This window comes from uncultured Pseudoteredinibacter sp., assembly GCF_947500695.1.
Taxonomy (GTDB): domain Bacteria; phylum Pseudomonadota; class Gammaproteobacteria; order Pseudomonadales; family Cellvibrionaceae; genus Pseudoteredinibacter.
On sequence record NZ_CANMSS010000009.1, the window covers coordinates 75,163 to 97,033 of the forward strand.

General features: G+C 45.9%; 16 protein-coding genes. 6 read left to right on the forward strand and 10 right to left on the reverse strand.

Annotated features, from left to right (window positions below; genetic code table 11):
* Positions 1-143: 143 nt before the first annotated feature.
* Entirely contained in the window at positions 144-3,035 is a 2,892-nt protein-coding gene (gcvP, locus tag Q1A08_RS15860; protein WP_299774669.1) for an aminomethyl-transferring glycine dehydrogenase, read from the forward strand.
* Between the two features lie 93 nt (positions 3,036-3,128).
* Here gcvP and Q1A08_RS15865 read toward each other — a convergent pair whose 3' ends face one another.
* The 8 genes from Q1A08_RS15865 to Q1A08_RS15900 all read right to left on the reverse strand — a co-directional run bounded on the left by Q1A08_RS15865 (position 3,129) and on the right by Q1A08_RS15900 (position 14,297).
* Positions 3,129-4,082, reverse strand: coding sequence for a hypothetical protein (locus Q1A08_RS15865; protein WP_299774671.1), 954 nt, complete (start codon positions 4,080-4,082; stop codon positions 3,129-3,131).
* 9 nt (positions 4,083-4,091) lie between these two features.
* Positions 4,092-5,192, reverse strand: coding sequence for a DUF3696 domain-containing protein (locus Q1A08_RS15870; RefSeq protein ID WP_299774673.1), 1,101 nt, complete (start codon positions 5,190-5,192; stop codon positions 4,092-4,094).
* A 38-nt stretch (positions 5,193-5,230) separates the two neighbouring features.
* The gene (locus Q1A08_RS15875; protein ID WP_299774675.1) at positions 5,231-6,607 is read right to left on the reverse strand and encodes a DUF262 domain-containing protein; all 1,377 of its coding nucleotides are present in this window, start codon (positions 6,605-6,607) and stop codon (positions 5,231-5,233) included.
* Between the two features lie 19 nt (positions 6,608-6,626).
* Positions 6,627-9,983 carry an HsdR family type I site-specific deoxyribonuclease gene (locus Q1A08_RS15880; RefSeq protein ID WP_299774677.1) on the reverse strand — a complete coding sequence of 1,119 codons (3,357 nt, stop codon included), beginning with the start codon at positions 9,981-9,983 and terminating at the stop codon, positions 6,627-6,629.
* A gap of 159 nt (positions 9,984-10,142) precedes the next feature.
* Complete coding sequence (locus tag Q1A08_RS15885; RefSeq protein ID WP_299774678.1) at positions 10,143-10,817, reverse strand: hypothetical protein; 675 nt, start codon at positions 10,815-10,817, stop codon at positions 10,143-10,145.
* Complete coding sequence (locus Q1A08_RS15890) at positions 10,814-12,331, reverse strand: restriction endonuclease subunit S (RefSeq protein WP_363323544.1); 1,518 nt, start codon at positions 12,329-12,331, stop codon at positions 10,814-10,816. The genes Q1A08_RS15885 and Q1A08_RS15890 overlap by 4 nt, the downstream gene beginning before the upstream one ends.
* Positions 12,285-13,889: a class I SAM-dependent DNA methyltransferase gene (locus Q1A08_RS15895; RefSeq protein WP_299774682.1), complete on the reverse strand. Its 1,605-nt coding sequence runs from the start codon at positions 13,887-13,889 to the stop codon at positions 12,285-12,287. Before Q1A08_RS15895 ends, Q1A08_RS15890 begins: the two co-directional genes overlap by 47 nt.
* Positions 13,890-13,985: 96 nt before the next feature.
* Positions 13,986-14,297, reverse strand: a complete 312-nt coding sequence (locus tag Q1A08_RS15900; protein ID WP_299774684.1) for a hypothetical protein — start codon at positions 14,295-14,297, stop codon at positions 13,986-13,988.
* A 368-nt stretch (positions 14,298-14,665) separates the two neighbouring features.
* On the opposite strand from Q1A08_RS15900, the gene Q1A08_RS15905 reads away from it, so the two are divergent.
* The gene (locus tag Q1A08_RS15905; RefSeq protein ID WP_299774685.1) at positions 14,666-15,433 is read left to right on the forward strand and encodes a glucose 1-dehydrogenase; all 768 of its coding nucleotides are present in this window, start codon (positions 14,666-14,668) and stop codon (positions 15,431-15,433) included.
* A gap of 336 nt (positions 15,434-15,769) precedes the next feature.
* On the opposite strand, the gene Q1A08_RS15910 is transcribed toward Q1A08_RS15905, so the two are convergent.
* Together Q1A08_RS15910 and Q1A08_RS15915 are read right to left on the reverse strand one after the other, a co-directional pair.
* Positions 15,770-16,462 carry a response regulator transcription factor gene (locus tag Q1A08_RS15910; RefSeq protein ID WP_299774687.1) on the reverse strand — a complete coding sequence of 231 codons (693 nt, stop codon included), beginning with the start codon at positions 16,460-16,462 and terminating at the stop codon, positions 15,770-15,772.
* Positions 16,459-17,541, reverse strand: coding sequence for a histidine kinase (locus Q1A08_RS15915; RefSeq protein WP_299774689.1), 1,083 nt, complete (start codon positions 17,539-17,541; stop codon positions 16,459-16,461). The genes Q1A08_RS15910 and Q1A08_RS15915 overlap by 4 nt, the downstream gene beginning before the upstream one ends.
* Before the next feature lie 234 nt (positions 17,542-17,775).
* On the opposite strand from Q1A08_RS15915, the gene Q1A08_RS15920 reads away from it, so the two are divergent.
* From Q1A08_RS15920 to Q1A08_RS15935, 4 genes are all read left to right on the forward strand, one after another.
* Positions 17,776-18,750, forward strand: coding sequence for an SDR family NAD(P)-dependent oxidoreductase (locus Q1A08_RS15920; RefSeq protein ID WP_299774691.1), 975 nt, complete (start codon positions 17,776-17,778; stop codon positions 18,748-18,750).
* Complete coding sequence (locus Q1A08_RS15925) at positions 18,747-20,084, forward strand: MFS transporter (protein WP_299774693.1); 1,338 nt, start codon at positions 18,747-18,749, stop codon at positions 20,082-20,084. Before Q1A08_RS15920 ends, Q1A08_RS15925 begins: the two co-directional genes overlap by 4 nt.
* A 95-nt stretch (positions 20,085-20,179) precedes the next feature.
* On the forward strand, positions 20,180-20,986 hold the full coding sequence (locus tag Q1A08_RS15930) for a methyltransferase domain-containing protein (RefSeq protein WP_299774694.1): 807 nt from the start codon (positions 20,180-20,182) through the stop codon (positions 20,984-20,986).
* 209 nt (positions 20,987-21,195) lie between these two features.
* Positions 21,196-21,855, forward strand: a complete 660-nt coding sequence (locus tag Q1A08_RS15935; protein WP_299774696.1) for a dienelactone hydrolase family protein — start codon at positions 21,196-21,198, stop codon at positions 21,853-21,855.
* The last annotated feature ends 16 nt before the right edge of the window (positions 21,856-21,871 follow it).

A 21,871-nucleotide genomic window follows, 5' to 3' on the forward strand; every position in this document is an offset into this window, starting at 1 on the left:
TAAAATTGCCGCCACTTTTTAATCGCCATTTTGGCCCCATGCACCCAAACGCCCGCCGTTACTGGCCTGGGCGAGATTTGCGCCTTGCTGAAAGCTTCTAAGATGAAGCTAAAGCAGCGATTGCGCCGCACAAAGGTATGTCTATGTCCGCTACTCCGTATCAGACCCTGGCCCATCACGATGAGTTTATCAGCCGCCATATTGGTCCCAATTCCGCCCAAGTAGAGGCCATGCTGGCCGAGCTAGGTGTAAGCACTGTTGAAGAGCTCATCGAGAAAACCGTACCCAATGGCATTTTGAAGAAAGATGCCCTGGATCTGGCTGATGCCGTAAGCGAGCAACAGGCATTAGCGGAAATTCGCGAGATTGCTGATAAAAACCAGGTATTCAAAAGCTACATTGGCATGGGCTACCACGATACCTACGTACCTAATGTTATCCTGCGCAATGTATTGGAAAACCCAGGTTGGTATACCGCCTACACCCCTTACCAGCCAGAAATTGCCCAAGGTCGTTTGGAAGGCTTAATTAACTTCCAGCAAATGGCGATGGATCTAACCGGTATGGAAATCGCCAACGCCTCTATGTTGGATGAAGGCACTGCAGCCGCCGAAGCCATGGCCATGTGTAAGCGCCAGATGAAGAAGAACAAATCCAATACCTTCTTTATTGATGCGGCGACTCACCCACAGACCATTGCGGTGATTGAAACCCGTGCCGAGCACTTCGGCTTTGAAATCAAAGTGGGTAATCCTGAAACCGATCTAGAAGGTTTGGAATACTTTGGTGTATTGCTGCAATACCCAGGCACCAGCGGTGAGATCAAAGATTTAACAGCCATCATCGATCAGGCGCACGCCGCCGATGCATTGGTTACTGTAGCCGCCGATATCATGAGCTTGGTGCTATTAAAATCACCAGGCAGCATGGGCGCCGATGTGGTGGTAGGTACCAACCAACGTTTTGGTGTACCGATGGGCTTTGGTGGCCCACACGCTGCTTTCTTTGCCTTCCGTGAAAAATACAAGCGCTCCGCCCCTGGCCGTATCATTGGTGTTTCTATCGATGCCCGCGGCAAACAAGCTTACCGCATGGCCATGCAAACCCGTGAGCAACATATCCGCCGCGAAAAAGCCAACTCCAATATTTGTACCTCGCAAGTTTTACTGGCCCTAATGAGCGGCTTCTACGCGGTATACCACGGCCCAGATGGCCTGCGTCGTATCGCCAATCGTATCAACCGCCTAACGACTGTATTAGCCAAAGGCTTGGAACAAGCGGGTGTTAAGCTGGTACACGATACTTATTTCGATACTCTAGCCATCGAAGCGGACAGCACCTCCAACAACCGTTCTGATATCCTAGCCCGCGCTGCAGCTAAAGAAATCAACCTGCGTCAGCTAGGCGAAGAGCACATTACCCTTAGCTTGAACGAAACCACTAAGCTGGCCGATGTAAGCGAGCTATTGGAAGTCATCACTGGTCAGGCTATCGATGCTGTTGCCATTGAAGCCGAGCTTGAAGCCAACGAAGGTATTCCAGCCGAGCTAGTGCGTGACGATGCCATCCTGAGCCACCCAGTATTTAATCGCTACCACAGCGAAACTGAAATGCTGCGTTACTTGAAGCGTTTGGAAAGTAAAGATATCGCTCTGAATCACTCGATGATTCCACTGGGCAGCTGCACCATGAAGCTAAACGCCACCGCCGAAATGATTCCAGTAACCTGGCCAGAGTTTGGTCGCATCCACCCATTCGCGCCGATCGATCAAGCCAAAGGCTACCAGCAGATGTTTGAAGAGCTGGAGAAAATGCTGCAAGAATGTACCGGTTACGATGCCGTAAGCCTGCAGCCTAACTCCGGTGCTCAGGGCGAATACGCCGGTCTACTCGCCATCAAAAAATACCACCACAGCAAAGATGAATTCGATCGCGATATTTGTTTGATTCCTTCTTCAGCTCACGGTACTAACCCAGCTTCTGCACAAATGGCCGGCATGAAAGTCGTGGTAACCAAGTGCGATGCCAACGGTAACGTCTGCATGGATGATATTCGCGCGAAGGTAGAAGAATATGGTCAGCGTATCTCTTGCATTATGGTGACCTACCCATCCACCCACGGTGTATTTGAAGAAGAAATCGTAGAGCTATGCGATTTAATTCACTCCGTAGGCGGCCAGGTTTATGTTGATGGCGCCAATATGAATGCCCTAGTAGGTATTGCTGGCCCAGGTAGCTTTGGTGGTGATGTATCTCACTTGAACCTACACAAAACCTTCTGTATTCCACACGGCGGCGGTGGCCCAGGTATGGGCCCTATCGGCGTGAAAGAACACTTAGCGCCGTTTGTTGCCGGTCACCCGGTACAACCAGTGCCAGGCACAGAAGTAGCCAATGGTGTGGTTTCGGCCGCACCTTGGGGCAGCGCCTCTATTCTGCCTATTTCTTATATGTATATTAAGATGATGGGTCGTCAAGGCATGAAAATGGCTAGTCAATACGCCATGCTGAACGCCAACTACATCGCTAAGAAGTTAGGCGAGCACTACCCTATTTTGTTTAAAGGCAAAAACGGTTTTGTCGCCCACGAATGTTTGCTGGATCTGCGCCCATTAAAAGAGGCCAGCGGTATTACCGAAGAAGATATCGCTAAGCGTTTAAACGACTTCGGTTATCACGCCCCAACGATGAGCTTCCCAGTAGCGGGCACGCTTATGATCGAGCCGACCGAGTCTGAATCAAAAGAAGAATTGGATCGCTTTATCGAAGCCATGGTCACCATCCGCAAGGAGATCGCCCAGGTAGAATCTGGCGAGTATCCAAAGGATAACAACCCACTAAATAACGCCCCACACACCCAAGATGATGTTATGGCCGCCGAATGGGATCGCCCATACAGCCGTGAAATCGCCGCACGCCCAGCCGAGTGGTTAAAGCACCATAAGGTTTGGCCAACAGTGAACCGTATTGATAATGTGTATGGTGATCGTAACTTGGTGTGCTCTTGTCCGAGTATTGAAGAGTATATGGATTGATTTTTACGCTTATTGAGGGCGAATAAAGTTTGTAAATAGTTGCTATAAAGCCGGAGAAATAGCCCGGCTTTATAGCTAGCCTCGGGAACTCATCTAACGCTTAGTAATTTTAGGGCCTATGTAAACTACTTGTATTTCCGACCTATCGGCAGGAACTGGCCACTCGAAATGAATCCTTAGTTGAGGCGTCTTTATCTTCCCATGAAACGGAAATAACTTCTTCTCTCCATCATATAAGTCAATAAAACTCAGTTTTTCAGAAAAAGTTCTGCATTCATCAGCTGAACTACCTGAGAACCACGCCTTATCGCCCTGAAAGAAATTTCTAAGAATAACATTTGTGGCTTCAGTATGATTGCCACTAGCATCTCTACTATCTAGATATTCCCTCAAGATTCGAAAGCGCTCACAAATACTCTCAAAATTACCAATACTAAATGGTACAGGTGACATTTGCTCATTAACAAGACCCGAAAGCTTAATATGAGGACACTGCTCTTTCACACGATCAATAGCCTCATCCCAGTTACGAGGTTTGGGCAATGACTCCTTTGCTGCAACAACTAGGCTATCAATTCCCCAAATATTTTCTATATCATAATGCCCTAGAGACGCCTCTTCCAATCCATGACGAATAACAAGAGGGCTTTTGCTGTAGTCTCCATCGAAGCTGAATGAAGTCACATCCAACTCCGCTATTTCCCTTCTAGCGCACTCCCCCAACCCCTGATCAGTGACATCTAAAGAACCATATTCAAAATAGTCATCCGGATTATCAACTCTATTATCAGACCAAAACGGACCATTTTTATTAACCCAGCTTAAGATCTGAGCCCGCAGATTCCTTGACACCAAATTCAACACTACATGAGAAAATGTAAGCCCTTCGAACACTTCAACCGAACCTAGTTGCCGTGGACAAAGTACGTTTTTATTCAGCAAGCTATCACTAGTCTTAGCTTTTAAGAAAACCGACATTTTTTCAACAAAGTCATCAACATTATCAAACTGATGACTTAACGATAGATCATTTAGAATCCATTCCATATTGCTTGCTTACCCCCACCCACTCAATGCAGCAAGATCCTTATCTGATTGATCAAAAAAACCTTCAGGCCATTCACTAAGATTACCTTCACTGTCTATTATTGGCGAGGTAACCACAGCTGAGGGATCAAAATCATCTGACGAGGACGAGAAAAAATGAATTGAAACATCACCTTTAGGAACTACATTTTTGGCCACAGCCAACCTGACACCATTCAATACGTGATCACTATGAGTTTCGATTAAGACTTGAACGCCTGCTGCAGCCATAGCCCCTAAAAAGAAACCTATTTTTGATTGGCCACGTGGGTGCAGGTGAGCTTCCGGACTATCTATGATTAATATTTGACCCTTTTTTGCTAGCAGTCCAGCTACCAATATCGGAAACGCATAGGTCAATCCATATCCGATATTAGCTGGCCGCTTCCATTGGTCTTGCAGCCCAGTTCTAAGTTCTAGTCTAACAAGTGGTGTCCTCTCAATATTTACTGTATTTGCCTCACTACCTGGAAAAATTTCATTGGCCCAAGCGCTGAACTGACGCCTCAGAATAAGAGCTTTTTCACTAGGGTGAGCCTTTTCTTTGCAAACATCTTCATCAGAGTGCTGATCAAACCACCATGGAGCAAATTGTCCACTTTCACCTACATCTGCAAACACAGGTTCGAGATTCTCTGGAGAGGGGAAAACATCAAGTGTTCCGATACGAGTAGCACTAATATTGATCACGTTTCTTAAAATAGAATTGATAGTACTATCTTCCTGCAAAGAGCTTCCGGGCTTAACTAACAATGAAGTTTTAGATCGCTCAGATGCGTCGAGCTTTACACGAGACTTTGAACATGCAGCGCTATACTCAAATCGAACTTCTCTCTCATCAGCAAACTGACAGAGAACGTCTCCTACCGAGCCTAATTTCACCAAATCCCCGTTCAGAGGGACACCTGTACAGCCGGACCCCGTCCTCGCCATTTGGCTCCCAAGCAAAACAGATTGAATAGCCGTGGATTTTCCAGCAGCATTGAATCCTGTCAGCAATGTCAAAGGAGACAAAGGGACAAACTGCCTCTTCAAACACTTAAAATTTTCAACCATCAATCCATCTAACACAAAACACCTCCATTGAAATATTCGACAACCAATAAGAATTAACTTATAGACTTGGCCTCACTAAACAAAGAAGCAGCAACCATCTTGACTTGAGATTCAGAAGCCCCTTCGTTGTTTAACAACACAATACATTTAGACTGAAACTCAGATCTCAGATCATCCCTTTTACTCCAATCAGTATATTTTGAAACTTCCCTATACGCGCCATTTACCGCACCTGATAAGATAAATAATCTATGCGCTTCAAAATCCAGCCTATAAACAGGAAGAAGGGTTTTTAGTGTGTCATAGAAAACAATCTGAGACACATCAGACTCTAAGTGTTTGCCTAGCACCATTTCAAGCAAATCATGTCGACATCTAACTTTATTGGAGTTGTTCGTCGACAGTGAGATAGAGTCCATAAAGGTGTCATAGCTCAACAGGGTAGCCACACGACCCACCAGGTCGCCTTTGGCTATCCCAGTAAGTTTGGAGTAATTCTTTGAAAGAGAAACCGCCAACGCATCAAACAAGGATATATTTAAAACTGATTTAGAATTATCCCCATTCCTTTTAGCAAGCGACTTCCTAAATGAATGCTTGCCAAATAGAGTTGCACTCAAATCCATAGCATTTTTAAACTCCTCAAAAACTCTTCCCAAATCTTCAGCGCTCATACGATTCATCGTAGACAACGCTTCAGCGAGGTACTCTTCCATGTCCCCCTTATAACCCTCACTCCCAAGTATATAAAATGCACAAAAGCGATTAATAACCTCTCGATCCCTCATTGACTTAGACTTCAATGACCCTCCTGTTGCATGCAGAAAAGACTCATCCTCAGATGCCTTCTTAAGCCATCTAGTAGCTGGCCCCGAATAAAGGCAATTTCTCATTTGCTGCCTAGTCAGTGGTACACCGCTATTCACTCTCTCAAAGATATCCAGCCTGGCTCTTTCTGGTGCTTTAGAATCTAAAATATAAAGGGTCAACTGGGTATCTTCGATTCGCTCCTGCAGGTGTATTGGAAGCTCTGAAAACTTCTTATTTCTTATCAAGGAATCAGGATCATTACTTCCGATATTTTTTAATGAGAACTCATCCTCTAAATACTTAAAGAACGTTGTCAACCTCTGCAAACCATCAACAACTATAATCTTTCCATCAGTATCCTCTGCGACATAGAGCACGGGAAGAGGTATACGCATAAGGCTGGACTCAATAAGTCTAGCCTGCTGCAACGGGGACCAAACAAAATCCCGCTGAAATTCAGGATCCAGTTTATAGCGCCCCTTCTTAATTCTATTAACCACGTCACCAACGGTTCGCGCATCCTTTCTAACAAACACTGTATCTAGCGGATAATCGCCCCACGACTCAGATGGTTGTTCATCCAATCCTTCTACATCTTTATCAATATTTTCTTCTGACATATTTAAATCCGGATATTAATTATTGAGGCACTGCCAACCTATTTTTCTTGAAATTTTCCGCTTGCTCAAAGATCTCTTTATAGGCATCATCATTGGCGACTGGCGGATAACCATATTTATGCAGTAACATAATCAGGTCTACCTTCAGTGAGGCCTTAATGTCTGCCTTATTATTCCAATCGGGGTATTGAGCTTTATCATCCACCACTTCTTTGACTTCTTTAGCCAGCTCGACCAATTTGCCTTCTGGATAAGTAAAATCATATTTAACGGCTAGGGACTTGAGGATATCGTAGAAGGCTTTTTCTTCGAAGTCGATACCCATATCCTCGAACGAGCTCATCTCTTCGCGCAGTTCACTATAGAGGTCGACGATCTCAGTGGCGAAGTCATCCAATACTTCACCCACCAGCACATCGTCTTCTTTACGCTCGTTGTACTTCTCTACCAAGGTCTTAAACTTCTTACTAAAATCCACGCCTTGCATCTTATTGGTCTTGCTCATCTCGCTAATGGCTCTAGCCAATAGCTGTTTGAGTAGCTCAATCTTGGTGTTGGGCAGTTTGATCTTGTCGATTTTGGCCAGATAGTCATCGTCGAAGATATCGATAGCGCCTTCATTACCCTCGCCCATTTTAAAAATTTCATCAACCCCATCGCTTTTCAGCGCCTCAGCGATCATGTCTTTCACCTTAGCGTTCATCTGTGCGGTATCTGGCGCATTGCCTCGGGTTAGTTTATAAACGATGGAGCGCACGGCTAGGTAGAAGTGAACGTGATCTTTTTCAGCTTGTTTTAGCTCCTCACTGCCGCAACAAATATCATAAGCTGCCTTGAGGCGCTTGGTCAGGCCCATAAATCGCTTTTCCAGCTTACCCACGGACATCGCAAACTCGGCCGCATTGTTCAAGCAGTTAAGCTGTGCTACTGGTTCGCCGCTAAAATAATCGCTGCTGTCGAATTTATGGAATAGCTGACGCAATAGATCCAAGTGGTTACGGACCTCTACCAAAGAGGCCAGAACATCTTCAAAATCGGTTGTACTGGTCTTGGAGTATTTAGCCATCGCCTGATTCATGGCCTTTTTAATACCGATGTAATCCACCACCAAGCCCTTAGACTTTCCGGAAAACTTGCGGTTTACACGGGAGATAGTTTGAACCAGATTGTGCTTAGCCACCGGCTTATCGATGTAAATGGTATCGAGGAATGGCACATCAAAACCGGTGAGCCACATATCCACCACAATGGCGATTTTGAAGTTGGACTTGGCCTTTTTAAACTGGCGATCCAACTCTTTACGGTCGTCTTTAGTGCCCAATAAATCCCAGAGTTCTTTCGGGTCATCCTTGCCGCGGGTCATCACCAAGCGAACTCGCTCGCTCGGTTTAATATCCTTTTGCTCTTGCTCGGTGAGCTCTTCACCTTCTACGCAGGCTTTGACCTCAAACCACCCTGGGCGCAGCTCTCTCAATTCTTGATAAAAAGCATAGGCAATGTGGCGCGAGCTACTGACGAACATCGCCTTAGCCGCCACCGTAGCGCCTTCTTCCGTTCTGGCCTCGTAATGCTCTACAAAGTCTTTAGCGAGCGCCCGAATACGGTCGGGATCACCTAGGATCACCCCCATATTGGCCATGGCCTTCTTGCTCTCTTCTATCTGGTACTCGTTGGCGCCATCCTTCTCGCATTGATCGTAATACTCTTCAATTTCTTTAAGCTTGGCATTCTCCAATACCACACGAGCTGCCCGGCCTTCGTACACAATACGAACGGTAATCTCATCCTTTACCGACTCGCTCATGGTGTAGCTATCCACCACCTGACCAAACACATCTAAGGTGGCATCAATCGGTGTGCCAGTAAAGCCAACATAGGTGGCATTGGGCAGCGAATCATGGAGATACTTTGCAAAGCCGTAGCTCTTCTTCACGCCTTTATTAGGGCCTTCGTCAATCACCGTCACTTTCTGGTCGAGATTGATCTGGCTGCGGTGGGCCTCATCACTGATACAAATCACATTGCAGCGATCAGTCAGTAGCTCGGCGTCTTCGGTAAATTTGTGAATAGTGGTGAGGAATACCCCCCCACTTTGGCGGCCTTGGAGCTTGGCCCGAAGATCGGCCCGTGACTCGACGCTTTCCACAATCTGGTCACCAATATAGCTCTTGGCATTGGTGAACTGCTTACTGAGCTGATCATCCAAATCGGTGCGATCGGTAATCAATACAATGGTGGGGCTTTCAAACTCCACACTTTTCATCAGCAGGCGAGCAAGAAATTGCATGGTAAAGCTCTTACCGCAGCCAGTAGCACCAAAATAAGTACCGCCCTTGCCGTCGCCAACAAAGCCGCCTTCACCATCCGGGCGTTTCTGATGCTGCTTGATACTTTCAAACAATTTATTAGCCGCGTAATACTGTGGATAACGGCAGATAATTTTTACTTCTTCGTGGGATTTATCAGGAAAATAAATAAAGTGTCGAATCACTTCACGTAAGCGGCGCTGATCAAACAGGCCCTGCAACATAGTATGCAGCGAGTCGATACCGTCCTTATCAATCGACTCATTACCCGTAATTTTACGCCAGCCATAGTAGAACTCGTAAGGCGCAAACACCGTGCCCATCTTGTTATTAACGCCATCACTAATTACGCAAAAGGCGTTATAGACAAACAACTGGGGAATATCGCGACGGTAGCGAACCGTTAACTGGGTATGGGCGTGTTCGATATTGGCACTCTCTTCGCGAATAGCACTTTTAAACTCAAACACCACCAACGGCAGGCCATTGATATAGAGAATGCCATCGGGGATGCGATCTTGCTCTACTCCTTCAATGGTGAGCTGATTCACCACCTTAAAGATATTATTGCTGTCTATAGAGTCACTGGCCAGGTTCTCAGTAGCCGCTGCACTGCCAACAGAATAACGGCCAGCTTGCTCAGCCACACAGAGCGTTGCTGCGTGCTCGTGCTCTTCAACCGTTTCATCAACGACCAAATGCTGAACCATAGCTAGGTCGGAGTAATCGATCAGCTGAATATAAATGTCCTTTTGGCTGTGCTGCTCTTTATCGGCTGAGGGCTCCCGCTTCAGGATGAAGCCATCACTGAGCCACTTGCAAAACTGCTTATTGCTGTCGTAAAGATCACTCGCCGGTAACAACTCAAGCTGTTTGATAATGCCGTCTATTTCAGACTCGCTAATATCGTCGCTTTGATATTGCGCTCGCAGATAAGCGCGTAGGTCTTCCTTAATCAGCACTTCGCCCGGTTTCAGCTGTAAGGACTCTCCACTGGCGTGGGGATAGCCCTGCACGGCCAACAATTCAATAATCGCCGATTCCAGCTGTGCTTCAGTAAACTTGATCATTCCATTTTTATCCCTGTAAAACGGTGGCCAATATTAATAACGCAAATGCGTAAAACGCCTACAAAACACCTCTACCAAAGGCCCCTCTGATAAAACCTACACACTGGGCTACCTCTAATTCACCCTGCTTCCAAATTGTACTGGCGTGCCCTCCAAGGGTCACGGTTTGCGCTCCTCGCGATAGGCACTGAGTGACACCACATTATCGTCTATCACCTCACTCTCGGCCTCAGTTTCAGTCGGCGGCAAGCTACCACAGTCCAGCAGGCTCGATGCCGCTTTATCCAATAAGGCCAACATTTCTTGTTGCGGCCACAGATAATCTTTTTGCCCTTTTACCTTGGTGGGGCGATCGGCCAGCCATGCGCCGGTGCGGTAAGACGACAGATCGGCGACCTTCGATTCGTGATAGTAGAGCGAATGCTCTATATCGCCTTTCATACGATTAATGGTGGCTTGCATCGAGCGGTCGCAGACGCTGTCGATCTGTAAAGGTTGCAACAAGGCGTCAGCGGTTTGCATCTGCCAGTCACTCGCACCGGCTTTAAGTAAAGTGTTCATCAAGGTATCGACAAACCGCCACTGTAAATCTTTAAAATCCGCTTTGCTCAGGCAGGACATAAACAAGGGGAAGCGCGTCGCCCCGTGTACCCACAACACACACTGACGGCGCTGCAAGGTAAACAAGTGGGCCTGCCAGCCACTGAGGGGGTTCACCGCTAGTGGAACCTCGCGCTGCACTATGTAGTGGCTGGCCTGCTGTATCGGCAAACGCCCCTGATCATCCACGGGCAATTTCGCAAACAGTGCTTTGCTGGCGTGAAGGTCGATCATGGGGTGGTGGCCTTTAAGGATGGTTCGGTATTGGCTGTTGATGGGAGCCGTAGTTCGCCTGAGATTAGTTTGGGGAGGAGAGTGTCGCGGAGATTGGCGAGCTTATAATTTTGCCTCGTTAGATTAATGCGCTTCTGATATAAAGAAGAAAGCTCAAAATTAAACATTTCGATAAGATTCTCAGGCGGGACAACCATCGATATTGATAAAATACCTGAAGCACTAATATTTGGCTGCGCACTTCCTTGAGCAGAACTAACAACTGCCTCTTCAATTCCTGGGTTATTGAGAGCTGAATATAAAAAAGCATTTCCACCCTTAGACCTAGCGCTTAACTTACAAACCCGTTGGTTAAGGTAGTAGCTCTCCCCATCCTCAGAGACGATTACACCAAACTTTCCAACTGTTGCACCAGTCATCGCCATAACTAGGTCACCATCTGAGAGCAAGAATCCGCCCGCTGCCGAAGCGACTTCATCCGACACTCTATTTACATCGTAAATATCAACACCTCTACTTGCGTTAATATTTTTTATCTTTATCACAGCCTTGCCTTCATCTAAAAAATCTTTACTTTTGAAAGCAAAACCACCGAGCGCAGTTGCAATAAAACTTAAATCCCCCGCTTTCCACCCCTTAGGCACCCAGCCCGCCCCTTCAGCTTCCTCAAACTCACTAGGAAACAGTTTTCGGATTTCTGGGCTTAGGTAGGCGAGCGGGTTGTTGTCGCCTTCGCCGGTGTTCGCGTTCTCTTGAGAAAGCTTGCCGGCCTCTGTTTGTGCCTGGGCGAGCACTTCAGCTCTTTGTTTCGCCCTCGCCTCAAGTTCGGGCGGAATGGGGTTGCCCGCCTCCAGTGCGTTATCGATCACCGGATCAAAATCCACAAACCAGCTTTTAAATAGCGCTTGGGCCATTTTTTCTAGGGTTTGGTTGGTTTGGCGGTTTAGTTGGATTTTGTTATCTAAAGAACTCAAAATCTCCACTGTCCGCTTTTGATCATTAAGACCTGGGCACGGAATATTTAGATTCATTAGATCCGACCCCCTAATGCCGGCCTGTCCAGCACCCTGCTCTACAATCGTCCACATTTCTCCTTTGCCAAGGGGACTGTTAAAAAAGTAGTAGGCAAATTGCGGGTCGATTAGCTCATGGTTCAATCTAACTCTTATCAAATGTGACTCAAAAGCTACGGGCTCATCGTCACCTAAGAATATTGAGCATTTTCCCGCACCATCCAATGTCAGCGACTGCCTAGCGAAAAGTAAGTCGCCAGACTCAACCAAAGAGCTCGACTTTTCCTTATCGCTTAATGGCACTCTGTCACATGGAATGTTAAGCATACGGTCGAAGGCAAATATCTCCCCCATATTGATGAACTTGAAACCTTCACCGCGTATTTTTTTCGGTTTTGTGAGTCCATTCCTTGATGGAACTGAATAGAGCTCACCAAAAGTAATTTTTGGCCACTCATTTCCCATAACCCAAAACCTCCAGATTCTTACGAATTGCATCATCTAAGGTTTTGGCCTCTTCCATCTGCACATAGAGCCTTTGGCTAAGCTCTTTCATCTTCACCTCAAAAGGCACGCCATCATCCTCAATCTCGGCGGCACCCACATAGCGCCCAGGGGTGAGGACGTAATCGTTCTTTTTGATGTCTTCCAATGAAGCAGACTTTGAATAGCCCGCGACATCTTCGTATGGCTCTCCCCGGCCGGAAACTGCTCCTGCGTTTCCGGCACTCGCGCTATCCTGCGCATCGCGCCATGCGTGGTAAGTCTGGGCAATTTTGGCGATGTCTTCTGTGGTCAGCTCTTTGTGAATACGGCTGGCCATCTGGCCCATTTGGCGGGCGTCGATAAATAGGGTTTCGCCTTGGCGATCACGGTAGCCACGTTTGCTGTCGGCCTTTTTATTTTTGGTGAGGAACCACAGGCACACCGGAATTTGCGTGGTGTAGAACAGCTGGCCCGGCAGAGCGATCATGCAATCGACGTGATCGTTTTCAATGATCTCTTTGCGAATGGTGCCCTCGCCGGAGGTATTGGAGCTCATAGAGCCGTTGGCCAGCACAAAACCCGCGGTGCCGCTCTCGCTAAGTTTGCTGAGCATATGCAGAATCCAGGCGTAGTTGGCATTGCCCGTGGGCGGTACGGTGTAGCCGCTCCAGCGCGGGTCGTCGGTGAGTTCGCTATCGGCACGCCACTGCTTTTGGTTAAAGGGCGGATTGGCCATAATGTAATCGGCTTTTAGGTCTGGGTGCTGGTCTTTAAAGAAGCTATCGCCCGCAACATCACCCAGGTTGCCGTTAATACCGCGAATGGCCAGGTTCATCTTCGCCAGCTTGTAGGTGGTGCTGGTGTATTCCTGGCCGTAAATAGAAATATTCTTCTGGTTGCCGTTGTGGCTGTTCACAAACTTGATGGATTGCACAAACATGCCGCCCGAGCCACAGCAGGGATCGTAGATTTTACCTTCGAAGGGCTCGAGCATTTCAGCTAGAAGGCTTACGACTGACTTCGGCGTATAGAACTCTCCCCCACCTTTACCCTCGCTGGCGGCAAACTTACCCAGGAAGTATTCGTACACCCGGCCGACCAGATCTTCCTCACTCATATGGCATTCGTTGGCAAGGGTATCAATATTATTAATAGTATCGAGCAACGCAGCCAGCTTATTGGCCTCAAGCCCCAGGCGGGAGAAGTAGTTATCGGGCAGTGCGCCGGCCAGAGCTTTGTTGTTTTTATCAACCGTATGCAGGGCGGTATCAATCTTGAGGGCAATATCGTCTTGTTTGGCTTGCTTTATCACCGCAGACCAACGGGCCTCTTCTGGCAGGTAGAAGACATTGTCTTGGGTATAAAACTCCACCATATCAATAAAGGGCTCTTTGCCATCATCAATTAGCTTTTGGCGTTGCTCTTCGAATTTGTCACTGATGAACTTGAGGAAGATCAGACTGAGTACGATGTGCTTATACTCGGAGGATTCAACGCTGCCACGCAGCTTATTGGCACTATCCCAGAGGGATTCTTCAAAGCTCTTTACTGCTTTTGTTGCTTTTTTAGCCATTTAACGACTGGTCTCCATAATTCTTAGGTTACTATGCATTCATTTCTATGCATTCATTTCTATGCATTCATTGCCATGCATTCATTGCCATGATGCTTATTTATTTAGCATTGGCTGTTTAACATCTGGAAAATGCCTTGAGGATGACAGTTTTACCCGGTGTAAATACAAGGATCGAACGGTATGTTTTTTAAGCCACGCTGCGAAGACTTTGGCAGCGCTGCGATCATAAATGAGGACTATTTGATCACTTTTTATTTTATCAAGCTCTATTTGATCAGGCTCTACTTGACCAAACTCAGGCTGATCAAGAGCACTAGCAATAGGCCCGAATTGGCCTGTTTCTAGAGTCCCCTCTGATGCTGACAAATCTGCCGGCTCTATCCATGAGACCAGGGAAGACGCCATTTCTGTATTTCCACCGTTTACTGTAAAAATAGAGAGCGTATAGAACCACTTATTGTGCGCATATACAAGCCACTGAGCAGGCAGAATAGAGAGCGAGATCTAGGAGTAATTAGCGGTGAAAGTCACACAAACTCTGACAAGGGAAGAACTGTATGAATTAGTCTGGAAAACACCAATGATAAAACTAGCAAAGCAATTTAGTTTATTAGAAAGCGCCGTTTGTTTATGGTCGATCTCCCCGCTAAGCAACCCAACCTATCTCTTGGCTGTTCATTTACACCATTTTATTGGTAACAATCTCCCCTAGCTTGATCGACTCACAACGATAGAATAAAAGCAGAACTTGGATCTTTTCTTGGGGGTTATTAATGTCACAGTTTCTAAATCAAGTTGTTCTTATCACTGGCGCCAGCGGAGGCCTTGGACGTGAGGCTGCAAATCAGTTTGCAGCAGCTGGGGCAAAGTTAGCTTTGAGCGATATCAATGAAACTTTGCTAAAAGAGCTTGCTGAACAGCTGCAATCGCAAGGTAGCGAGGTCTTTTATCAAAGCTGCGATGTCACCTCAGAGAGCCAAGTAGAGGGCTTTGTCAGCCAAACTGTTGCTACCTTTGGCAAGCTGGATGTTGCTATTAATAATGCGGGCTTGGACCCTGAAGGAACGCCGTTGATAGATATGCCTTTAGAAGACTTTGAGCGCATGATGAATATCAATGTGCGAGGTGTATTTTTAGGCATGAAGCATCAAGTTAAGGCCATGTTGAAACAGCAATCTGGTGCAATTTTGAATGTGTCTTCCATTGCGGGCTTAAACGGCTTTGCCGCTGGTAGTGCTTATACCGCAAGTAAGCACGCTGTTATTGGGATGAGTAAATCGGCCGCTGTGGAATATGGCCGCTTTAATATTCGTGTAAATGCGATTTGCCCAGGTGTTACCGAAACCAATATGTTCGATCGAGCATTAGAGGGTGTTAAAGATCGAGATACCGCTATTAAGCGTATCGGTGCTGACACGTGCTTGAAACGCCATGCTCAGCCAGAGGAGATTGTGCGCGGTATGCTCTTCGCCTGCGACCCTGCCAATACCTATATGACTGGCCATGCCCTATTAATGGATGGCGGTTTTAGTGCTATGTAAGTACAAATAAGCGACTTAATGCTTCCATATGTCAATTGCTCAATATGGCAATATTAACGGTTCTCCAGTTTAGTCAGGTAGATTTATTGACGCTAGAGAACCACTGACGCATGGAAATGCTAACGGCAAAGCGGCCTAACTGGAGCCATAAGACAGCACGAACACCTTGGTCAGAAATTTCTTGCCCATACCGCAGCCATTATCGGCAAATAGGATTTCCGCCCCCAGAGATCTTTAGTAACGTACCTTTAATGTCGCCCTCATCCCTTACATCCCTTACATCCCTTACATCCCTTACATCTCTTTCATCTCTTAATGGGCTGCAGCGATAAGCTGTTAGAGTATACGCTTCAAGTCACCCTGAAATGCCTTACCGATTGGGATCTCTTCTTCGCCAACTTCCACATCATGTTTGGTAAAGGCCGTTATATGATCTGAATTCACTATATACGAACGATGGATTTGAATAAATGAAACGGGCAGCCTGTCTAAAAATGACGACAAAGTACTTTTAACCAAGTATTTTCTTATCGGCGTCACAATTTCGATGTAATCTTTTAAGCCCTTTACAAACAGAATATCAGAAAAACTAACCCTAACATCTTTCCGATCGCAACGTACAAAGAGATGCCCTTCGAGCTTTTCTCGGCCCGATGCAACAACATCTTGTTGTGCTAAAAACCGCTCTATGGATTTAAAGAATCGCGTGAACGTGATGGGTTTCAACAGATAGTCTACTGCATCAAGCTCAAATCCATCCAGCGCATAATCCCTATGCGCAGTCGTAAAAATAACACTGGGCCTATTGCGAGACAGGCTTGAATAAAACTCGGTGCCTTTGAGGACCGGCATTTCAATATCCAGAAACATAAGATCAACGGATTGCTCACTTAGTACTTGACTGGCCTCAATTGCACTAGAACACTTGGCAGCAATACTAAATTTCGGAAATCTCTGTAAGTGAGTTTCAATTAGATCTCTACCCAGCGACTCGTCATCAACAATTAAACAGCTATAGCAATCATTCATCGTGATCCATCATCCCACTGAATAGTTAAATCGACACTGTAGTTATTTTCTGTTTCCTGTATTTGTAAACTATGGCGGACTGGGTACAGTAATTCGAGCTGTTTCATCATATTTTTCAGCCCTATAGAAGGGCTACTTTCAGTCGACTTGAAAACCTTGGGTTTTGAATTACTTATACTAAAGCAGACCTTTTCTCTGTCAGCGTTTAGGATAATATCGATTTTAGATTGCTTTAACTCCTGACTAACACCATGTTTAAATGCATTTTCTACGAGCGTCAGAAAAAGCAAAGGGGCAACAGCCGTGAGGCCATCCACATTATGTTTAAAGGAAACATTTACTCGATCACCAAAACGTAGCTTTTCAAGAGCAATATAGTCGTTGATCATCTGAATCTCCTTGTCCAGTAATACGCTTTTATCATGCGCATTATGCAAAACATAATCCAAAATCCCCGACAGCCTCTCCACTGCTGTAGCCGTTTGCTCCGATCGACACAAGGCCAAGGCGTATATATTGTTCAGAGTATTAAAAATAAAATGCGGATTGAGCTGGCCTTTCAAGGCACGCAGCTCCGCCACCTGCTTTTGCTCTCGTAATTCCAATATATGTTTTTGTCTCTCGTAAAAACTCACAGAAATTAACAAGGCAGAGGGAAACAATAACATTGGCCATTTACCAAGTATTATATATTTGATCATTCCTGAGAGGCCCAATCTCTGCCAAATAGAAAGATCAGCCAAATTAGCCAAATAAAAGGCCCCGTAGGTATCTGGGTAGTTGCTTTCGAGATATAGATAACTCACCAAAATGTAGATTTCAGAAGCCAAAAACATTGTAGCAATTATAGAAACTACAAAAGCAAGCTTTCGGTTTTTATCGAGTAATCGAGGTAGCAATAACTTCAGCGCCACCAAAGCGACAAACCATTGTAATACGGTCGCTAAGCCGGCGACCTCAACCCCCTCACGAATCGAGGAGTAACGCTGCCATTCTGGCCCTAGGTTCACCAAGAAGACAACCGACCAAAACGCGATTAATAAGGATCGTTTTCGAGATTGATCTGAAGATCTATGCACTATAAAAACCGGACTTGAAATATAAAGCAGAACTATAACCAATTTAAGACCAACTGGCACGACTTGTCGCCGAGTATGGGGGTTGCGTCGATAAACCCCGCAAACAAGTCGATAAGGCCCCAGCGGCGGCCTCAGTCACTGTTGAGCGAGACTAGGCTTGGTTTCGTCTACAAACTCACCGCCGAGTAGCAAGGCATTTATGATCTGTCTTTACTTACCTTATTGGAGATAGCCATGCCACACTGTATTCGTATTTTAACTCTTTTAAGCCTTATCCTTTTAAGCGGTGCTAGCGCCATAGTATTCGCCCAAGAGGCTGGCAAAAGCAATTCGACACGAGCCATACTGGTCACCGGAGCCTCCTCAGGAATCGGAAAGCAAATAGCACATACACTTGCCGAAGAGGGCTACTTTGTTTATGCCGGAGCCCGAAAACAAAAAGACATCACCGCTCTAAGCCAATTACCTAATATGCAAGGGGTAAGGCTGGATGTCACTAAAGATAGCGACATAAGCTCTGCAGTAAAACTGATTGAAAAAGAAGGGCGAGGCCTATTCGGGCTAGTCAATAATGCAGGTGTTTTTATCTACGATCCGCTGATAGAAGTCTCTGAAGAGGATATGCAGTTTATAAATGATGTCAATGTCATGGGGCCTTACAAGGTCAATAAAGCTTTTGCGCCGCTGATAATCAAAAGCCGAGGCCGAATAACCACCATCGGTTCTATTTCGGGACTATTCTCAGGAAGGTTATTCGGCCCATACAGCATGAGCAAACATTCAATGGAGGCTTACACCGAGGCGCTTGCTGCGGAAATGGAAAAGTTCGAAGTAAAAGTGAGTATTGTAGAGCCCGGAAACTTTCGCTCAAACATCATGAAAAACATGGAAAAGCGACTGCACTCTATTCGCCAAGGACAGAGACCAACCCAGTATCAAAAAGAAATTGAAAAGTTAGCTTCCTTCGTAATTTCAGACAGATCACATCACGCCGAGCCAACTCCCGTAGCCAACGCGGTACTGAATTTTATGAGTGCCGACAAAACTAAGCTGCGCTATATGGTTACCCCAAACCAACGAGAGGCAAACCTAGCAATCAAGCGTTCTTTGCAAAAAGTCATTGAACTCAACCAAGATCATGAATTCAGCTTAAATGACGAGTCCCTTGTTGAGATGCTAAGAGAGCTGATGGCAAAGGCTAGAAAATGAACTCTATCAAGAAGAACATCTATTCACTAACACTCATGAGGCCACACGAACAAAAGCCAGCATTAGCGGCATTTTTAATGGCACTGATGTTGATGGCATCATACTTCATACTACGCCCAGTTCGCGACGCCATGGCCAGCGATTGGAGCGACTCCGAACTTAGCATGCTGTGGAATATTCAGTTTTTTCTGGCGACTGGAGTGATCGCACTATACGGAGTAGCGGCTTCTCGCATGAAATTAAAACACCTAGCCCCTATTATCTATGTGTTTTTTTCTGCAAGTTTCGCACTATTCTATGTGTTTTCCCCGCGCCTGGAAGACCCGGTGCTACTAGAGAAGGGCTTCTATCTTTGGGTGACCGTATTCAGTCTTTTGAACCTCTCGGTATTTTGGAGCTTCTTGAGTACTATATTCACAAAAAGTCAGAGTAAACGGCTCTTCCCATTTATCAGTGCAGGAGCCAGTGCTGGAGCAATTCTTGGGCCTACAATCCCGCTGTTTTTCAGTGCGATTATCGGCTTGGATAAATTAATGCTGCTCGCTGCATTGACATTGATACTGGCCATCCCTTTTGCCCTATATTTAATTCAAGGCAATAATAACTCTGAAGAATCCACTCCACCTACCGATATAAATCGCGTGGCTGGAGGCACCTGGTGGAAGGGCTTTTCCGATGTCTTCAGCAATCGCTACCTTCTCTATATTGCTGCTTTTATATTGCTGTATGTGTTTCTAAATTCATTTATGTACTTTCAACAGAAGAACATTTTAGCGGAATTTAGCCGGGTACAACGCACCCAAATACTAGGCGGAATAGATTGGGTCGTAAATTTATTGACCTTTGTCTTCGCCTTTGCTCTCACTAGCCGGATGATTAAATATTTGGGGATGGGTCGAACTCTTAGTAGCATTCCAGTTCTTATGTTTCTAAGCATGCTGCTATTAGCCCTCGCTCCCTGGGTGACGATTCTTCTCGCAGTTCAAGTTGCGCGGCGTGTCGGGAATTACTCTATAACTAGGCCTGCTCGTGAAATGTTATTCACCGAGGTCAGTTACGAGGAGCGAATAAAAGCTAAACCGGTAATCGATGTAGTCATTTATCGTGGAGGCGATGCTGTCAGTGGTTCTATTTTTGCTCTGTTAAGCGATGGCATAGGCCTTGGGTTGGCTGCCATTTCATGTATTGCCGCAGCAATTGCCGCTTGCTGGGCTACGCTAGGCTCTATGCTTGGGCGACTTTATGAACACACAAACTCCATTGAGAAGAATAATTTAGAACCCAGCCACTCTTTAGATCAAAACTCTCCTTTTCAGTCCGAGCCTCAGCGTTAGGAGATTAGATCATCGCTACAAGGGGAAGCCGATACACAGCGCTTCTCCCACTTACTGCTGCGGCCCCATACATATCCTCAGAACAGGAGATCACCATGTTCAAATTTACCATTATCGTATTACTTGTTATCGGGCACGCTAGCGTACACAGCTATGCTAGCAGCGCTGACTATACCGTTATCGATACTACGGTATATGAATCCGTGCATGCGGCTGTCAATGACTCTACTCGTCTCGCGACAGCAAAGGCGAGAGATTCGCATAGAAAGCCATTAGATATCTTGCTGTTCTCTACCGTAAAGCCCAATGATAAAATACTAGAGATCACTCCTGGAGAAGGCTATTACACGGCATTGTTATCAAGGGTTGTCGGCGATAAAGGCACCGTTTATTCTGTAGATCCGGCTAGAGCATTCCAGCATTTACCTCGAATCAAACACTTTTTTTCAGATTATCAAAAGCTCGATTTTCGTGAAAACGTTCAATATTCGGTTCAACAATTGGATCATATTCAACTTCCTGAAAAAGTCGACCAAATTTGGATGGTGCTCTACTACCATGATACATACTGGACTGGTGAAGATAGGCAGGAAATGAACCGCCGTCTGTTCAAATTACTCAAGCCAGGCGGCAGTTTATTGGTTATTGATCACCATGCACATCCAAAAGATAGGGATCAAGTAACCAGAAGCCTACATAGAATACACGACAGCTTAGTTATGACTGAGCTAGTTCAAGCGGGTTTTGTTTTACATTCGACAAGTGACATACTTTCCAACCCAGACGACCCGCGCACTGATTCCGTTTTTGCCCCACAAATACGTGGACGCAGTGACCGTTTTGTTTGGCGTTTAAGGAAGTCATCATCTGAAAGTGGAACCGCTTTCAAATCGCTATATTAGCTTTAGATGGCTTATAGACCTCTGCAGTTGTATTGTTGTTTACCTGTCATATGCAAAAAGCAGAGCTAGCACTTTGTTAGTCTCAAACATCAAGCGTAAAAACATAGGCCATGAAGTGGGAAACTCCTGCCGCACCCTGTATCATTTACTACCAACTTTTATTGAATACACTCAACCCATTTCGGGGTGACAGGCAGCAGGTATACCTTATGTCAATTGAACTAACTCACGGCAATGGAGCCGCTACTCACGCTATTATATGGCTACATGGCCTTGACGCCTCTTGCAATGATTTCCCCCCGGTAGTCCCTCATTTGGGCTTAAATGACAGCCCAACCATACGCTTTGTCTTTCCCCAAGCGCCCAACCGCCCTATTACCATTAATGGTGGCATGCAAATGCCTGGCTGGTATGACATTAAAGGCATGACCATCGAAGGAAGACAAGATCGCCAAGGTATTGAAGAATCTTACGCTTTGGTGGAGAAACTAATCGATGAGCAAATTGCTCAAGGAATTCCAGCAGAAAACATAATTCTTGCCGGCTTCTCCCAAGGCGGCGTTATCAGCTACTACACAGCCTTACGCACTCAACATAAGCTTGCCGGCGTACTGACAATGTCAACCTATATGGTTTTTACCGATCAGCTCGAGCAAGAGCGCAGCGACGCTAATCTACAAACACCTTTTTTTGCCAGTCATGGCACCCATGATCCGGTGGTAACTTTAGATTTAGGCGAGCACGCAGTAGAGACTTTGAAAAAATATGATTACTCCATTGAGTGGAAGACCTACCCCATGGAGCATCAGGTGGTGATGGAGCAAATTCAGGATATTGGTACCTGGATTAATAAGTGCTTTTCTAGTTAATTTGCAGCTCCAATAA